Raw genomic sequence first — 14,412 nt, 5'->3', positions numbered from 1 at the left:
CGCTGGAGCGGATGATGCGGGACGCGAAGATCACCCAGATCTACGAGGGCACCAACCAGATCCAGCGCATCGTGATGGCCCGCAACCTGCCGTGAGCCCGGCAGCCGGCACGCACCGGAGCCCCCGGCCGATGACTCGGCCGGGGGCTCCCGGCTTTTCGCCCGGATTGGAGGATCTCTATAAGGGCCGACCCGTCGAATCGGTTGACTGGCACACCTGAATGACCATCACGGCCATGGCAGTGTGGGCATCGAGGCGAAGACGCCCCGCACCCACCGGCGCGGGGAGTTGTCCCTACCTCACAACCTCCACAGAAGCCATGGAGCTCTTTCGATGGGTACTGACAACAACCGGCCCCGAGGCCTCTCCACCGAGCCGGTGCTGGTCACCGGCCTCGGCGCGACCACGCCGCTCGGCGGCGACGTCGCCTCCACCTGGGCCGCGCTGCTGGCCGGCGACGGCGGCGTCCGGCCGATCGAGGCCGACTGGGCCGCCGGACTCCCGATCCGGATCGCCGGGCAGCTCGCGGTCGAACCGTCCGAGGTCCTGGACCGGGTACAGGCCCGGCGGCTCGACCGCTGCGAGCAGGTCGCGCTGATCGCCGCCCGCGAGGCCTGGGTCGACGCCGGCGCCCCCGAGGTCGACGGCGAGCGGCTGGCCGTGGTGATCGGCACCGGCACCGGCGGCGCGCTCACCATGCTCGGCCAGGACGACGTCCTGGAGGCGTCCGGCGTCCGCAAGGTCTCCCCGCACACCGTGCCGATGCTGATGGCCAACGGTCCGGCCGCCTGGGTCTCCATCGAACTCGGCGCCCGGGCCGGCGCGCACACCCCAGTGAGCGCCTGCGCGTCCGGCGCCGAGGCGATCGCGCTCGGCCTGGACCTCATCCGCCTCGGCCGGGCCGACGTGGTGGTGGCGGGCGGCGCCGAGGCGTGCATCTGCCCGCTGACTCTGGCCGGCTTCGCCCAGGCCAGGGCCCACTCGCTGCGCAACGACGAGCCCGGCCGCGCCTCCCGCCCGTTCGACGTCGACCGGGACGGCTTCGTGATCGGCGAGGGCGCGGCCGTCGTCGTCCTGGAACGGGCCGGCTTCGCCGCCGCCCGCCGGGCCCGCGCCCATGCCGCCCTGGCCGGCGCGGCGGTCACCTCCGACGCCCACCACATCACCGCGGCCGCCGCCGAGGGCCAGGTCCGCGCGATGCGCCGGGCGGTCGCCGAGGCCGGGCTGTCGCCGCTGGACATCGCGCTGGTCCAGGCCCACGCCACCTCCACCCCGCTCGGCGACCTGGTCGAGGCCGAGTCGGTCACCGAGGCGATCGGCGCCCACCCGGTGGTCACCGCCACCAAGTCGATGACCGGTCACCTCTTCGGCGCGGCGGGCGCGGTGGGCGCGCTCGCGGCCGTCCTCGCGCTGCGCGACGGCGTCGTCCCGCCCACCCGCAACCTGGAGCGGCAGGACCCGGCGGTCAAGCTGGACGTGGTCGCGGGCGCCGCGCGCCGGGGCCCGCTCGGCGCGGCGCTCACCAACGCCTTCGGCTTCGGCGGCCACAACGCCTCGCTGGTGTTCACGGCGGTGTCCTGAAAACCGGGGCGACCGACGGCCCGGCGCTCATTAGTGTGACCGCCATGTCCACACCGACGGAAGCATCCCCGCTCCCGGCCCTGCGGCTGGAACCGGTCACCCCGAAGAACATCGACGCCGCCCTGCAGTTGAAGGTCCGCCCCGACCAGGAACACCTGGTCGCCCCGGTCGCCAAGTCGCTGGCCGAGGCGTACGCGTACGGCGAGACCGCCTGGCCGCGGCTGGTCTACGACGGCGAGCGGCTGGTCGGGTTCGTGATGGCCTTCTTCGACGTCGTCTTCCAGCCCGGCGATCAGCCGCGCTCCGGACTCTGGCGCCTCAACATCGCCGCGGACTCCCAGAGCAGGGGATACGGCCGCTTCGCCGTCGAGCAGGTCGCCGCCGAGATCCGCCGTCGCGGCGGCACCCGGGTCTGCGTCACCTATGTGCCCGGGGAGGGCGGCCCGGCCGGGTTCTACGCCCGCCTCGGCTTCCGGCCGACGGGCGAGCTCAGCTGGGAGCAGGAGGTCGCGGAGCTGGACCTCGCCTGAGCGCGGCGTGCGGGCGGCCCGGCCGTCGCCGGGCCGCCCGTCCGTTCCGCGGGCCGTGCTCGGTCTCAGTGGACCAGGAGGAACTTGGTGGTGGGGACGTTCGGGCCGGTCGCGCAGTCCAGGTTCGACGTGGTGGCGCTGTAGGTCCAGCCGCGGGGAACGTCGCACGCCCACATGCCGTTCACCGGCGTGCGCAGGTGGAAGGTGGTGGACGGGACACTGCTCCCGTACAGCAGGCTGCAGGAGGTGCTGCGGCCGGTGAAGTCATACGTGAAGGCCGGGGTGCCCACGCACGCGGTGAGACCGTCGTACGGGGTGCGCAGGTGGTAGGCGTTGGAGATCACGCCGGACTGCTGGCTGCACGAGTAGCCCCAGGAGATGGAGTCGTAGACGAAGGCCGGGTTGCTGATGCACGCGGTCAGCCCGTCGACGGGGGTGCGCAGGTGGAACTGCGGCGAGTTCCAGCTGCCGCCGCCGCTACAGCTGCGGTTCATGGACACCTGGTCGTAGACGTAGCCGGCCGGGACGTCACAGGCCCAGACGCCGTCCAGGCCCGTGGTGGTCGTCGTGGCGGCGGAGGCGGGAGCGGTGGCGGCCGCGCCGGAGAGCAGCAGGGCCAGTGCGGCCAAGGCCGCGAGCAGGGCGCTCCGGAGGGTTCGCGCGGTTCGTGCGACGGACATGGTTCTCCTTCGGTGGAGGAGTTGCCGATGGATGCACGGTGCCGGCGACGGCGATCGCGGGTGAGCGTTCACTGCCGCCGCCGACGGTTCTAGCACGCACGGCGGGCCGTCGGCCCGGTGCTCCGCCCCGGACGATCATTCCGCCGCCCGCCGTCTACGCACTCCGCGCGGTTCCTCCGGTTCATGTCAGCCGATCGGGCGACCCGGCCGCCGCCGGGTCGCCCGCGCTCTCGACGAGCCCTCCCGGCCTCAGCCCACCAGGCGGAACTTGGTGGTCGGCACCCCCTGGACGCTGGCGCAGTCCAGGTTCGAGGTGGTGGCGCTGTAGGTCCAGCCGCTGGGGACGCTGCACGCCCACATGCCGTTCACCGGGACCCGCAGGTGGAAGGTGGTGGCCAGGACGCCGGACGTCTGGCTGCACGTGGTGCTGTGGCCGACGGAGTCGTAGGTGAAGCCCGGCGCGCCGGTACAGGCGGTCAGCCCGTCGACGGGCGTGCGCAGGTGGAACTGCGGGGAGTTCCAGCTCCCGCCGCCGCTGCAGCTGCGGCTCATCAACACCCCGTCGTAGACGTAGCCGGACGGGACGGAGCAGGCCCAGGTGCCGTCCAGGCCCGTGGTGGTGGTCGTGGCGGCGGAGGCGGTGGTCGCGGTGGCCGCGCCGGAGAGCAGCAGCGTCAGCGCGGCGAGGGCGGCGGGCAGGGCGGTGCGTGCGGTGCGTGCGGCGGACATGGTTCTCCTTCGGTTTCGGTCGAGGAGGTGCCGAGGCGGCGATCGCGGGTGAGCGGTCACTGCCGCCGACGGTTCTAGCACGCACGGTGGGCCGCCGGCCCGGTGCTCCGCCCCGGACGATCATTCCGCCGCCCGCCGTCTACGTGCGGCCGGGCACTGCTCCGGTCCGCGTCAGCCGATCAGCGCCGCCGCGTCCTGCCGCGCCTGGCGCAGCCACTGCGCGCGCTCGGCGTCCGAGGAATCGGTCACGGTGCGGAACACCCGTCTGCGAACGTCCGTCACACCGACGTAGGGCAGCACGCACGCGGCCCAGATCCGCTCCAGCGGATCCCCGAACTCCTCGCGCTCCCGGGCCTCGGGGGTGTCCGAGGTGTTCAGCACCAGCGCCCGCCCGGCCCGCAGCAACCCGACCGGCTCCCCGTCCGCCGTCCCCAGCTTGTACGCGACCCCCGGCACCATCACCCGCTGCACCCACCCGGCGAGCACGGCGGGCGGCATGCCCCACCAGTTGGGGTGCACCAGCACGAGGGCGTCCAGCGTCGCCACCTCTTCCCGGTGCGACGCCAGTTGGCCGTCCTCGGCGGCCCCGCTCGCCGCCACCGTCCCGGTCTCCCCGGCGGTGAGCAACGGCGAGAACTCCTCGGCGTAGAGGTCGTGCGCGACGACCTCGGCGCCCCGTCCGCGCAGCTCGTCCGCCACCGCCTCGAACAGCGCGTGGTTGAAGCTCCCCGGCTTCGGATGCGCCAGATAGATCCCGACCTTCACCATGCCCCCTCCTGCCCCTGCGGATCGGCCGATCCTAACCCCGGTAGGGTCGATCGTCGTGACCGCCGCCGAGCCCGAATTCCTCACCGCCGCCCGCACGTTCTACGACGCCGTCGCCGCCGACTACGCCGACCGCTATGGCGCCGCCCTGGCCACCGCGACCTGGGACCGCGCGATGCTCGCCGCCTTCGCCGAGCTGGTCACCACGTCCGGCGGCGGCCCCGTCGCCGAACTCGGCTGCGGCCCGGGCCGGATCACGGGCCACCTGGCCGCCCTCGGCCTGGACGTCTCCGGCCTCGACCTCTCCCCGCGCATGGTCGACCTGGCCCGCGCCGCCCACCCGGAGATCCCCTTCCGGGTCGGCTCCCTGCTGGACCTGCCGTACGGCGACGGCGAGTTGGCCGGCATCGTCGCCTGGTACTCGATCATCCACACCCCCGCCGGACTCCTGCCACAGGTCTTCGCCGAGTTCCACCGCACCCTGTCCCCGGGCGCCCCGGTCGTGCTGGCCTTCCAGGCCGGCGAGGGCGCCCTCCGCATCGAGGACCCCTTCGGCTACCCCGCCGCCCTGGACTTCCGCCGCCGGCAACCCGCCCACATCGAGACCCTGGCCACCGAAGCCGGCCTTACGGTCACCACCCGCCTCGTCCGCGAGCCAGAGCCCGACGAGCGGACCCCCCAGGCCTACCTCCTCGCCCACAAGGTGACGTAGCGGAGCCGCGCCGAGGCACGGACTACGCGTCCGTCCGGGGCTCGGCCGCCGGGGTCACCTCGGTCCGTGCCTGGTGGACGGCGGCCGCCTGGTCGAGGAGAGCGGTGGCTTCCTCGATGTTCCCCCGGGCCGATTCCGTTGATCACCGGTCGGCGGAGCGTGACCGCGCGCCGGGGGGCGCCGCGCGCCGGGACACCCGGCATGCCATGATCCCTGCATGGGTTCCAACGTTTACTTCGACATCACCATCAACGACGAGCCGGCCGGCAAGATCGTCTTCACGCTCTTCGACGACGTCGTCCCGAAGACCGCGCAGAACTTCCGTGAGCTGGCCACCGGCCAGAACGGCTTCGGCTACGAGGGCTCGTCCTTCCACCGCGTCATCCCGGCGTTCATGCTGCAGGGCGGTGACTTCACCCGCGGTGACGGCACCGGCGGCAAGAGCATCTACGGCGAGAAGTTCGCGGACGAGAACTTCCAGATCAAGCACACCAAGCCGGGCCAGCTCTCCATGGCCAACGCGGGCAGGAACACCAACGGCTCGCAGTTCTTCATCACCACCATCGTCACCGACTGGCTGGACGGCAAGCACGTCGTCTTCGGCGAGGTCGTCGAGGGCATGGACATCGTGAAGAAGATCGAGGACCTGGGCTCGCAGAGCGGCAAGCCCAAGGCCAAGGTCACCATCGCCAAGTCCGGCATCGTGGAGTAAGGGCTCGCCCCTTCCGCCCGCATTCGGACGCGGCCCGCGCCACCACGCGGGCCGCGTCCGCGCGTTTTCGCGCCGCCGGCTCCATCCCCGCGGCGTGCGGTTGTGCGTACCGTGGTGAGCCGTGTCGGTGCACAACGAGATCAGCGACGGCGTCTTCTTCCACACGGTGGTCCAGGGCGAGGTGGTGCACCTCAGGCTGCCGCCCACGATCGCGCCGGCCCTGTCGGGGCTCCCGCCCGCCTCGCCCGCGTTCACGGGGCGTGACGCCGAGCTGTCCGCCGTCCTCGCCGATCTCTCCCCGGGCGGCTCCGGCACCGTGCTGGTCGCGGCGGTCGCGGGGCTCGCGGGCGTCGGCAAGACCGAGCTGGCCGTCCAGGCGGCGGCGTGGGCCGCCCGCGAGGACGGGTGGTTCCCGGGCGGAGTGCTGTTCGTCGACCTCTTCGGCTACGACCCGGCCCGGCGCATGGCCCCGGAGCAGGCGCTCGACGGACTGCTGCGCGCCGTCGGCGTGCCGGGCGAGCACATCCCGCCGGACATCCAGGACCGCTCGCGGCTGCTCCGTTCGGCCCTCGCGGCGCTCGCGCGGGCGGGACGGCGGGTGCTGCTCGTGCTGGACAACGCCGCCACCGCCGAGCAGGTCGAGCCGCTCCTCCCGAGCGACGGAGCGACGACCGCCCTGGTCACCTCCCGCCACACCCTCGCCCTGGACGCCCGCCTGCACGACCTGCGGGTGCTGGGCGACGGGGCGGCCGTCGACCTCCTCGACCGCGTCCTGCGCCAGGCCCGCGAGGCCGACTCCCGCATCACCGACGCACCCGAGGACGCCAGGGTCCTCGCCCGCCTCTGCGCCGGTCTGCCCCTCGCGCTGCGCATCACCGCGGCCCTCCTCGCCGACGCCCCCACCCGCCCCCTCACCTCCCTCGTCCGCGCGCTCACCGACGCCCACACCCGCCTCGACCGCCTCCGCCGCGAGGACCGAGCCGTGCGCGCGGCCTTTGATCTGTCCTACCAGGCCCTCGACGCTCCCCACGCCCGTCTCTTCCGCCTCCTCCCCCTCAACCCGGGCCCGGACCTGTCGACCGAGTCCGCCGCCCACCTGATCGACGCGGACCCCTACCCGACGGAAGAACTCCTCCAAGGCCTCGCCCGCGCCCACCTGGTGGAACCCGGCCAGGACTGGGGCCGCTGGCGTCTGCACGATCTGGTCCGCCTCTACGCCCACGCCCACGGCACCGCCCAGGCGGAGCCCGACGCCCGTGAAGAGGCCCGCACCCGCCTGCACGACCACTACGTCACCACCACCGACGCCGCCGACAGCCACGTGAGGCGCGGCGGCACTCCGTCCCCCGCCTTCGCCGACCGCGCGGCCGCCCTCGACTGGCTGGAGACGGAGCGCGTCAATCTCGTCGCCCTGGCTGTGGCAGACCCTCCACTGGGGCATCCGGACACCACGATCGCCCTCGCCGGCGCCATGGCCGCGCGTTTCCAGGACTGGCGTCGGGCCGATGACTGGTTCGCCGTCGCGACGGCGGCCGTTGCCGCGGCCCGCCCTACGGGGGACAGCCGCGCCGAGGCGGAGGCGTTGGACGGCCTGGGATCCGCCCTCCGGCAGTTGCGCCGATTCGAGGAGTCGGTCGACGTGCACACCCGCGGGATCGCCATCAGCCGTGAGCTCGGTGACCGGTACTGCGCCGCCCCTCTCAACAACCTCGGCCTCGCCCTGCACGAGATGCGCCGGTTCGAGGAGTCGGCCGACGTCCTCGCCGAGGCGGCGGGGCTGTACCGCGCGTCCGGCGATCGCCACGACGAGGCCCTCGTGCTGACGAACCTCGGGTTGGCCCAGCTGGCTCTGCGGAGGTTCGAGGAGGCCGTGGACACCCAGAGGCAAGCGCTGGCGGTGTTGGAGGAGCTGGACGAGGGCAGCGGCCGGGCCATCGCCCTCGTCAATCTCGCTGCGGCGTTGTGCCGGGTCCACCGGTTCGAGGAAGCGGCGGATGTCGGTGCGCGAGCAGCCGAACTGCACCACGACCGTGGTGATCGCTACGGCGAGGCCTTGGCCCTGGTCAATCTGAGCGTGGCCCGGTACTCGGCGAAGCAGTACTCGGAGGCGGCCGGTGCCGGCAGGCGGGCCGCCGTGACCTTCCGTGAGGTGGGCGACCGGTCGGGCGAAGCGCAGGCGCTGGTGAGCCTGTGTACGGCGGTGTCCGGCCTCCGGGCGTTCGAAGAGGCCGTTGAAGCCGGTACGGAGGCGGCCGCTCTCTTCAGTGACCTCGGTGATGGGCATCGCGAAGCCACCGCGCTGATCGGTCTCGGCGACGCGCTCCGTCGGCTGAATCGCTCGGAGGAGGCGGTCGAGGTCTTCACCCGGGCGCTGGCCCTGATGCGGGAGTCGGGTGATCGGCACGGCGAGGCGGGGGCGCTCCGCGGTATGGGATCCGTCCTGAGCAGGGTGGGGCGGCTGGAGGAGTCGGCCGAGGTGAGTGGCGAGGCCGCTGCGCTCTTCCGGGAGTTCGAGGACCGCGCGGGCGAAGGCCGGGCGCTGAACAGTCTCGGGCTGGCGAAGGAGCGACTGGGCCTGCTCGACGAGGCTGCGACTGCGTACGCCCGTGCTGTTGCGGCGTTCGCCGAGGTGGGCGACTCCCAGGGCAAGGCGGTCTCCCTGAGTTGGCTGGGCCATGTGCTGAGCACAGCGGGGCACACGGAGGGCGCGGTCGAGTTGATGCTCCAGGCGGTCCAACTGTTCGCCGAGCAGGGTGACGGGTTCAGGGAGGCGACGGCGCTGATGACCCTCGGCGACATCCTGAGCAGGGCGAGGTTGAGGGGGGAGGCCTGTGGGGTGTTCATGCGGGCGGCAGAGCTGTTCGGCGAGCTGGGTGATCCCGACGGCGAGGCCCGTGCTCTGAGGGCTGCGGCGATCGCGCACAACGAGGGGTGGAGACCGCGGAAGGCGGAGTAGGAAGTCGGACCCGCCGACTTCCTGCTCCGGTCAGACCGCCGCAGCCACCGCTGCCGCGACGAAGAGCACCTGCAGGGCCGTCCGGGCGGGCAGTGGCGTGACCGGCTTGCCGGCGAGGGTGAGGCCACTGCGGGCCGCGCGCACGTTGGCGGGGAACATCGCGAGCATCAGCAGGGCGAGCCCGGTGGCCGCGTAGGGGGCGAGCGGCGGGACGAGGAGGCCGACGGCGCCGGTCAGTTCGAGGACGCCGGTGAGCGTGACCAGCAGGTCGGGGCGGGGGAGGGCCGGCGGGATCATCGCGACGAAGCCGCGGCGGAAGGCGGGCACGAAGTGCGGCACGCCGGTGGTGACGAACATCAGCGCGAGGGCGCCGCGGACGGCCGGCTGCCAGGCGTCGAGGCCGTCGACGGCGATCAGGCCGAGCAGACGGAGGACGGTGAAGCCGCCGAGGAGGGCGATGAGCGGGGCCATGGGGGCACTCCAATCTTGTCACTGACAAGATTTGCGCGGTCGGGTAATCTTGTCAATGCCTAGATGGAACTAGATGGAAAGAGGGAGCGGGATGGGGAAGGCCGAGAGCTACCACCACGGGAACCTGCGGCGGGCGGTGCTGGACGCTGCGCTGGCGGCGGTCGAGGAGTCGGGGCCGTCGGGCTGGAGCCTGCGGGAGTTGGCGCGCCGGGCGGGGGTGTCGCACGCTGCGCCGGCGCACCACTTCGGGGACAAGGCGGGGGTGCTGACGGCGGTCGCCGCGGAGGGGTTCGAGCGGTTCGCGGACGCGTTGGAGCGGGCGGCGGGGGATCCGTACGGATCGGGGGTGGCGTACGTGCGGTTCGCGGTGGACCACCGGGCGTACTTCGAGGTGATGTTCCGGCCGGAGCTGTACCGGGCGGACGACCCGGAGCTGCTGGTGGCCCGCGACCGGGCCGGCGCGGTGCTGGCGGCGAGCGGGCGGAAGCTCTCGCCGGGGGAGGGGGCGGAGCGGGCGACGACGATCGCGGCGTGGTCGCTCGCGCACGGCTTCGCGAGCCTGTGGTTGAACGGGGCGCTGCCGGAGAGCCGGGGCGAGGTGGATGTGGAGGAGCTGGCGCGCGAGGTGCTGCGGGTGGTGTTCGGGGGAGCGGAGTAGGAAGTCGGTGGCGCCGACTTCCTACTCCGGGGGAGGACTCAGCGGATCTCGATGGTCACCGATTCGATGACGACGGGCTCCACGGGGCGGTCGCCCGGGCCGGTCGGGGTGGCGGAGATGGCGTCGACGACCTTCTGGCTGTCGGGGTCGGTGACCTCGCCGAAGATGGTGTGCTTGCGGTTGAGGTGCGGGGTGGCGCGGGTGGTGATGAAGAACTGGGAGCCGTTGGTGTTCGGGCCGGCGTTGGCCATGGCCAGGAGGTAGGGCTTGGTGAAGAAGAGCTCGGGGTGGAACTCGTCGGCGAACTCGTAGCCGGGGCCGCCGGAGCCGTCACCGAGGGGGTCGCCGCCCTGGATCATGAAGTTGGGGATGACGCGGTGGAAGGTCGTCCCGTTGTAGAGCGGGGCGTTGGTGGGAGCCCCGGTCGAGGGGTCCGTCCACTCCCGGGAGCCCTCGGCCAGTTCGACGAAGTTGCGCACCGTGCGAGGGGTGTGGAACTGGAAGAGCTTGGCGGTGATGGAGCCGTGGTTGGTCCTGATGATGGCGTAGTGCTGCGAGCCCATGGGTCAGGGAGCCTTTCGAGCTGGGTTGCAAGGCGGCGGCCCTCGCTCGGTCGAGCGAGGGCCGCCGCTTGGCCAATTCAGAGAGCGTACTGGTCAAGCTCTCCGGCCTTGATGGCCTGGAGCAAGTTGGCAAAGCTCAAGGGGTCGGTGTGGGCAACAATATGGCCGGTTTCGGACTCGCGAAGCTCGACGCCCCAATCCGAGATCCGAACTTCAACGCACTCGTCGGTCGAGCTGCTAAAAGACGACTTCTGCCATGTGTTCTGAGGCACTTCAGTCCTTCAACTCTCGGGATGTCGCGGTTATCATCTCGCGCGACTCCTTTTCATCGAGAGAGGCCTTCTCGATGCGCCCCAAAATAGCCCGGTAGCTGTTCAGCTCGTTCGGCGCGTCGTAGAATTCCGGCCCTCGCGAGGAGTCGGTCTCCACGGTATCAAGCTCCGTGACCTCGCCGTAGCTGTAGATGAAGCTCTCAGTCACTCCAGGGTACGTGTGGGCCTTGAATGGGATGATGCGAATCGTAACGTTGCCGCGGTACGAGTCCTCGACGAGGCGCTGTAGCTGCTGGCGCAGCACCTCGGTGCCGCCGAAACGCGTGACAAGGCATGACTCGTGAATGTATGCCTCAAATTTCTTCTCCGGATGCCGGAGCAAGAAATTTCGTCGCTGAGTGCGGAAGGCCGTGCGGAGGTCGATCTCGTCGACGGTGAGGCTCGGAACCCTCCGGCTGAACATTCCCTTTGCGTAGTCGGCCGTCTGAAGGACTCCCGGCAGGAACATTGATGCCCAGACCTTGACGGTGCCTGTGGCGAACTCCTCGTGCTCCGCAGATTCGAAGAAGGCAGCGGGTAGCGAACCTCGGTAGTCCTCCCACCATCCCTTCGATCGATCCTGGGTCATGCCGCCCAATGCTTGGATGAGTGGGTCGTTGAGGCATCTGCAGGCATCGGCTATCGCGCGGATCCGCTGACGGCTGACGCCGATCCGGCCGGTCTCCATCTGGCTGACCTGGCTCACGTCGATGTCGAGAATCCTGGCCAACTGTGGGCCGCTGAGCGATGCTGCCTCCCGCATCCGGCGCAGTTCGGCCCCGAGCCGGCGCTGCCTGAAGGTTGGGTGTCGGCGTGGCGGCATGGCTCTGTCCTTACGTGAAGTAGCCCAAGTGTGCAGCGCAGGCGCCACTTTGGTCCACCGGCGCCTTGGAGAGCGCACTTGCGGGTGAACCTTGGCCGAGTCGGTATCTCATGAGGAACTTTGGATGTACTGTCATGGCCGTCGAAGTCCGACGATCCGTCAGTACAGCTGTACTTCACCGGCAGTAGGTACCTGCTGCCCATGCGCCGAAGAGCAACCGCACAGGCCTGGCTCACGGTGGCATCTCTCCTCCCCCTCACCACCACCCCACGGAGGTTCACCATGCGTGCCTTCAACTCGCCCGACTGCTCCGACGCCCGCAACGAGCTCCGGGCCGCCCTCCTCGCCTCCCACTGGCAGTCGGACACCATCGCCGACGCCGAACTCGCCCTCCACGAGCTGTACGTCAACGCCTGGAAGCACGCCGGCTCACAGGCGCCCCGCGTCATCCTCATCCTCCGCCCGCGCACCCTCCGCGTCGTCGTCTGCGACGACAGCCCCACCATCCCCGAGCCCCAGGTGAGCGCTGACCCCTTCGCCCTCTCCGGCCGGGGCCTCCACCTCGTCCACGCCCTCACCCACCGCTTCGGCGCCACCCCCACCAAGCACGGCAAGTCCGTCTGGTTCGAGCTGGACGCCGCCGCGTGAACGCCCCCATCACCCCCCCACGACACCTACCTCCGCACCTACACCGAGCCCGAGGTCACCGCCCTCCTCCGCGAACTCCACGAGCGCGGCAAGCCCCTCGGCATCCAGTGGGGATCCGCCGCCGTCAACGGCCACACCATCGACGGCCGCCTCCTCATCGACTTCGGCGACACCTCCCTCGCCACCCTCCTCAACCTCCTCACGCTCCTCCGCGAGGGGACCTCTCCCCAGTGAGCTTCCTCATCGGCGCGGCCTTCGCCGTCCTCCTGGCCCTCGCCATCGCCACCGTGATCACGGGCGTCATCACCGCCCTCAAGGTCCACCACCACACCAACGACGACCAGCCCAACTGACGCCCACCGGCGGCTGCCCGTCCCCAGCCCCCGGAGCAACGCGTTGGACGAGTGCCGCGCGCAGGCCGGCATCCCACCGTTCGCCGAGTACGTCGCGCAGTTCTCGCCGGCCTGGCCCGCCCGATCCGGGCCGCAGCGCGTAGAGGCCGGAGCTCATGGACAAGGTGGGGTGGCGACCGGTTAGCCCTGGTGGCGCCGACGGCGGCTGACGACGGCGGTGAGGCTCGGTCCGCCCGGCCTCGCCGGCCAGGTGGTGTCAGATCGCGTGTTCAACACAAATTCTGACGACGCATACGATCCTGGGACTTGACCAGTTCCGTCCATTCACCACCGGAATGCGATCACCCGTGGTGCCTTCGCCGCCGCCCCGGCCCGGGAAAGCCCCCTTGCTAGGGTGGCCCGATGTCATCGGTGAAGCAGTTCCAGGTCACGTTCGACTGTGCGGAGCCCACCCGGCTCGCCCGCTTCTGGTGCGAGGTGCTGGGGTACGTCGTCCCGTCCCCGCCGGAGGGGTTCGCCAGTTGGGACGACTTCGACCGCCTGCACAAGCCCGAGGACCAGCCCCGGTACTTCGCGTGCAGTGACCCCACGGGCGCCGGCCCGCGGCTGCTCTTCCAGCGCGTTCCCGAGGGCAAGGTCGTCAAGAACCGGGTGCACCTCTGCGTGCGGGCCGGCACCGGGCTCGTGGGGGACGAGCGCCTGGCCACGCTGAAGGCCGAGCGGGACCGGCTGATGGCGCTCGGCGCGGTGTGCGAGCGCGTCATGGAGGCCGATGGCGAGTACGAGTCCTGCATCGTGATGCAGGACATCGAGGGCAACGAGTTCTGCCTCGACTGAGGTGGCATCACCCGGGCGGGTGGGCGTCACGCCGCTCCCGGCGCGCCCGCCCGCTCGCCCAACCCCCGTGCGGTACCCCTTCCCTGCACGCACTCCCGCACGGAAACGGGTACCCATGACCCTCCGCCGTCTGGCCCAGGCCGCCCTGGTCCTCGCGCTCGCCTGCCCCGTCCTCCCCGCCGCCCCGGCCTGGGCGGCTCCGGCGACGCGCGCGGTCATCCAACCGCCGCTCCCCGTCGAGGACTTCCCTCCCCAGGTCGAGGACGCCTGCCACATCTGGCTCGGCCTCGGCTGGCCCGCCAACCCCCGGCCGGTCGACTTCCGCCTCCCCGGCCCGCGGTTCATCCGCGGCGGCAACCCGTACGGCAACCGCAGCGGCGACCTCCCGGCGGGCGGCGCCTACCGCGAGTACGACGTCAACCCCCGCCCGACGCCCACCACCCGCCGCGACGCCGAGCGGCTGGTCCGCGACGAGGCCACCGACCGCACCTGGTACACCGCCGACCACTACGACGACTTCCGTGAAATCGCCGATGGCTGCTGACCAGCCGCTCGGCCCGGCCCGGTGGGACCTCCTGCCGGGCCACCCCTGGGCCGGCTTCGCCACCGGCACCCACCGGCTCTGCCTGGTCCGCGGCGACCACTGTCGCGCCAAGGCCGCGCTCTTCGCGGAGTGGGCCCAAGCCCTCACCTTCCCGGGCTACTTCGGCCACAACTGGGACGCCTTCGAGGAGTGCCTCACCGACGTCCTCCACCCGCCCGGCGCCGAGACCGCCACCCGCCTGCTCGTCCTCGTCACGGCCGCCGACGCCCTCCTCGCCGACGAGCCGCCCGACCAGCTCGCCCTCCTCCTCGCCATCCTGGACGCGGCCGCCGCCACCACCCTCACCACCGACTCCCCGCTCCGGGTCCTCTTCACCACCGCCCCGTCCCGAGCCGCCCCCACCCAGCAGCGGCTCCGGACGGCCGCGCGCGCCCTCTGACCGCGACGCGGAGATGCCGCGGCCCGGACGGGGGCGGCTTTGTTGTCATGTCTATGATGGGGAGTCCGGGTGTCGCGCCACGGCCATCGGCAGCACCGTG

General features: G+C 71.7%; 19 protein-coding genes. 12 read left to right on the top strand and 7 right to left on the bottom strand.

Features of this window, described 5'->3' with window-relative positions:
* From ABTX81_RS36280 to ABTX81_RS36270, 3 genes are all read left to right on the top strand, one after another.
* Positions 1-95: acyl-CoA dehydrogenase family protein (locus ABTX81_RS36280; RefSeq protein ID WP_350554586.1), on the top strand; the 95-nt coding region annotated here is incomplete at its 5' end.
* A 238-nt stretch (positions 96-333) separates the two neighbouring features.
* On the top strand, positions 334-1,581 hold the full coding sequence (locus ABTX81_RS36275; protein ID WP_350554577.1) for a beta-ketoacyl-[acyl-carrier-protein] synthase family protein: 1,248 nt from the start codon (positions 334-336) through the stop codon (positions 1,579-1,581).
* A 44-nt stretch (positions 1,582-1,625) separates the two neighbouring features.
* The gene (locus tag ABTX81_RS36270; RefSeq protein ID WP_350554575.1) at positions 1,626-2,111 is read left to right on the top strand and encodes a GNAT family N-acetyltransferase; all 486 of its coding nucleotides are present in this window, start codon (positions 1,626-1,628) and stop codon (positions 2,109-2,111) included.
* Positions 2,112-2,176: 65 nt separating this feature from the next.
* On the opposite strand, the gene ABTX81_RS36265 is transcribed toward ABTX81_RS36270, so the two are convergent.
* From ABTX81_RS36265 to ABTX81_RS36255, 3 genes are all read right to left on the bottom strand, one after another.
* Positions 2,177-2,791: a hypothetical protein gene (locus ABTX81_RS36265; RefSeq protein WP_350554573.1), complete on the bottom strand. Its 615-nt coding sequence runs from the start codon at positions 2,789-2,791 to the stop codon at positions 2,177-2,179.
* A gap of 249 nt (positions 2,792-3,040) precedes the next feature.
* Complete coding sequence (locus tag ABTX81_RS36260; protein ID WP_350554571.1) at positions 3,041-3,520, bottom strand: hypothetical protein; 480 nt, start codon at positions 3,518-3,520, stop codon at positions 3,041-3,043.
* A 171-nt stretch (positions 3,521-3,691) separates the two neighbouring features.
* On the bottom strand, positions 3,692-4,288 hold the full coding sequence (locus ABTX81_RS36255) for an NAD(P)H-dependent oxidoreductase (protein ID WP_350554569.1): 597 nt from the start codon (positions 4,286-4,288) through the stop codon (positions 3,692-3,694).
* Between the two features lie 55 nt (positions 4,289-4,343).
* Between ABTX81_RS36255 and ABTX81_RS36250 the strand changes: the two genes are divergently transcribed.
* The 3 genes from ABTX81_RS36250 to ABTX81_RS36240 all read left to right on the top strand — a co-directional run bounded on the left by ABTX81_RS36250 (position 4,344) and on the right by ABTX81_RS36240 (position 8,665).
* Positions 4,344-4,997 carry a class I SAM-dependent DNA methyltransferase gene (locus ABTX81_RS36250; protein ID WP_350554567.1) on the top strand — a complete coding sequence of 218 codons (654 nt, stop codon included), beginning with the start codon at positions 4,344-4,346 and terminating at the stop codon, positions 4,995-4,997.
* 217 nt (positions 4,998-5,214) lie between these two features.
* Positions 5,215-5,709, top strand: a complete 495-nt coding sequence (locus ABTX81_RS36245; RefSeq protein WP_350554565.1) for a peptidylprolyl isomerase — start codon at positions 5,215-5,217, stop codon at positions 5,707-5,709.
* A 121-nt stretch (positions 5,710-5,830) separates the two neighbouring features.
* Positions 5,831-8,665 carry a tetratricopeptide repeat protein gene (locus tag ABTX81_RS36240; protein ID WP_350554563.1) on the top strand — a complete coding sequence of 945 codons (2,835 nt, stop codon included), beginning with the start codon at positions 5,831-5,833 and terminating at the stop codon, positions 8,663-8,665.
* A gap of 30 nt (positions 8,666-8,695) precedes the next feature.
* Here ABTX81_RS36240 and ABTX81_RS36235 read toward each other — a convergent pair whose 3' ends face one another.
* Complete coding sequence (locus ABTX81_RS36235) at positions 8,696-9,136, bottom strand: DoxX family protein (protein ID WP_350554561.1); 441 nt, start codon at positions 9,134-9,136, stop codon at positions 8,696-8,698.
* Positions 9,137-9,227: 91 nt separating this feature from the next.
* Here ABTX81_RS36235 and ABTX81_RS36230 point away from each other — a divergent pair, with 91 nt between their 5' ends.
* The gene (locus ABTX81_RS36230; protein ID WP_350554559.1) at positions 9,228-9,794 is read left to right on the top strand and encodes a TetR/AcrR family transcriptional regulator; all 567 of its coding nucleotides are present in this window, start codon (positions 9,228-9,230) and stop codon (positions 9,792-9,794) included.
* A 38-nt stretch (positions 9,795-9,832) separates the two neighbouring features.
* Here the strand turns inward: ABTX81_RS36230 and ABTX81_RS36225 are convergent, their stop codons facing one another.
* The 3 genes from ABTX81_RS36225 to ABTX81_RS36215 all read right to left on the bottom strand — a co-directional run bounded on the left by ABTX81_RS36225 (position 9,833) and on the right by ABTX81_RS36215 (position 11,491).
* Entirely contained in the window at positions 9,833-10,357 is a 525-nt protein-coding gene (locus tag ABTX81_RS36225; RefSeq protein ID WP_350554557.1) for a peptidylprolyl isomerase, read from the bottom strand.
* 77 nt (positions 10,358-10,434) lie between these two features.
* Complete coding sequence (locus ABTX81_RS36220; RefSeq protein WP_350554555.1) at positions 10,435-10,629, bottom strand: DUF397 domain-containing protein; 195 nt, start codon at positions 10,627-10,629, stop codon at positions 10,435-10,437.
* A gap of 1 nt (position 10,630) precedes the next feature.
* Positions 10,631-11,491, bottom strand: coding sequence for a helix-turn-helix domain-containing protein (locus ABTX81_RS36215; protein ID WP_350554553.1), 861 nt, complete (start codon positions 11,489-11,491; stop codon positions 10,631-10,633).
* Between the two features lie 282 nt (positions 11,492-11,773).
* On the opposite strand from ABTX81_RS36215, the gene ABTX81_RS36210 reads away from it, so the two are divergent.
* The 5 genes from ABTX81_RS36210 (at position 11,774) to ABTX81_RS36190 (ending at position 14,312) form a co-directional block, all read left to right on the top strand.
* Positions 11,774-12,139, top strand: a complete 366-nt coding sequence (locus ABTX81_RS36210; RefSeq protein WP_350554551.1) for an ATP-binding protein — start codon at positions 11,774-11,776, stop codon at positions 12,137-12,139.
* A gap of 230 nt (positions 12,140-12,369) precedes the next feature.
* Entirely contained in the window at positions 12,370-12,492 is a 123-nt protein-coding gene (locus tag ABTX81_RS36205) for a hypothetical protein (RefSeq protein WP_350554549.1), read from the top strand.
* Between the two features lie 402 nt (positions 12,493-12,894).
* Positions 12,895-13,329 carry a VOC family protein gene (locus ABTX81_RS36200; RefSeq protein ID WP_350554547.1) on the top strand — a complete coding sequence of 145 codons (435 nt, stop codon included), beginning with the start codon at positions 12,895-12,897 and terminating at the stop codon, positions 13,327-13,329.
* Positions 13,330-13,444: 115 nt separating this feature from the next.
* Complete coding sequence (locus ABTX81_RS36195; RefSeq protein WP_350554545.1) at positions 13,445-13,873, top strand: ribonuclease domain-containing protein; 429 nt, start codon at positions 13,445-13,447, stop codon at positions 13,871-13,873.
* The gene (locus ABTX81_RS36190; protein WP_350554543.1) at positions 13,863-14,312 is read left to right on the top strand and encodes a barstar family protein; all 450 of its coding nucleotides are present in this window, start codon (positions 13,863-13,865) and stop codon (positions 14,310-14,312) included. Before ABTX81_RS36195 ends, ABTX81_RS36190 begins: the two co-directional genes overlap by 11 nt.
* Positions 14,313-14,412 lie beyond the last annotated feature (100 nt).

Source organism: Kitasatospora sp. NPDC097605 (assembly GCF_040302725.1).
Lineage (GTDB): Bacteria > Actinomycetota > Actinomycetes > Streptomycetales > Streptomycetaceae > Kitasatospora.
Note: the sequence above shows the minus strand (reverse complement) of the source record. Positions and strands in the feature narration are given on the sequence as shown.

Coding starts and splice junctions, on each gene's coding strand:
- ABTX81_RS36275 (WP_350554577.1), top strand. CDS start 334: ATGGGTACTGACAACAACCGGCCCCGAGGCCTCTCCACCGAGCCGGTG.
- ABTX81_RS36270 (WP_350554575.1), top strand. CDS start 1,626: ATGTCCACACCGACGGAAGCATCCCCGCTCCCGGCCCTGCGGCTGGAA.
- ABTX81_RS36265 (WP_350554573.1), bottom strand. CDS start 2,791: ATGTCCGTCGCACGAACCGCGCGAACCCTCCGGAGCGCCCTGCTCGCG.
- ABTX81_RS36260 (WP_350554571.1), bottom strand. CDS start 3,520: ATGTCCGCCGCACGCACCGCACGCACCGCCCTGCCCGCCGCCCTCGCC.
- ABTX81_RS36255 (WP_350554569.1), bottom strand. CDS start 4,288: ATGGTGAAGGTCGGGATCTATCTGGCGCATCCGAAGCCGGGGAGCTTC.
- ABTX81_RS36245 (WP_350554565.1), top strand. CDS start 5,215: ATGGGTTCCAACGTTTACTTCGACATCACCATCAACGACGAGCCGGCC.
- ABTX81_RS36235 (WP_350554561.1), bottom strand. CDS start 9,136: ATGGCCCCGCTCATCGCCCTCCTCGGCGGCTTCACCGTCCTCCGTCTG.
- ABTX81_RS36230 (WP_350554559.1), top strand. CDS start 9,228: ATGGGGAAGGCCGAGAGCTACCACCACGGGAACCTGCGGCGGGCGGTG.
- ABTX81_RS36225 (WP_350554557.1), bottom strand. CDS start 10,357: ATGGGCTCGCAGCACTACGCCATCATCAGGACCAACCACGGCTCCATC.
- ABTX81_RS36215 (WP_350554553.1), bottom strand. CDS start 11,491: ATGCCGCCACGCCGACACCCAACCTTCAGGCAGCGCCGGCTCGGGGCC.
- ABTX81_RS36210 (WP_350554551.1), top strand. CDS start 11,774: ATGCGTGCCTTCAACTCGCCCGACTGCTCCGACGCCCGCAACGAGCTC.
- ABTX81_RS36200 (WP_350554547.1), top strand. CDS start 12,895: ATGTCATCGGTGAAGCAGTTCCAGGTCACGTTCGACTGTGCGGAGCCC.
- ABTX81_RS36195 (WP_350554545.1), top strand. CDS start 13,445: ATGACCCTCCGCCGTCTGGCCCAGGCCGCCCTGGTCCTCGCGCTCGCC.
- ABTX81_RS36190 (WP_350554543.1), top strand. CDS start 13,863: ATGGCTGCTGACCAGCCGCTCGGCCCGGCCCGGTGGGACCTCCTGCCG.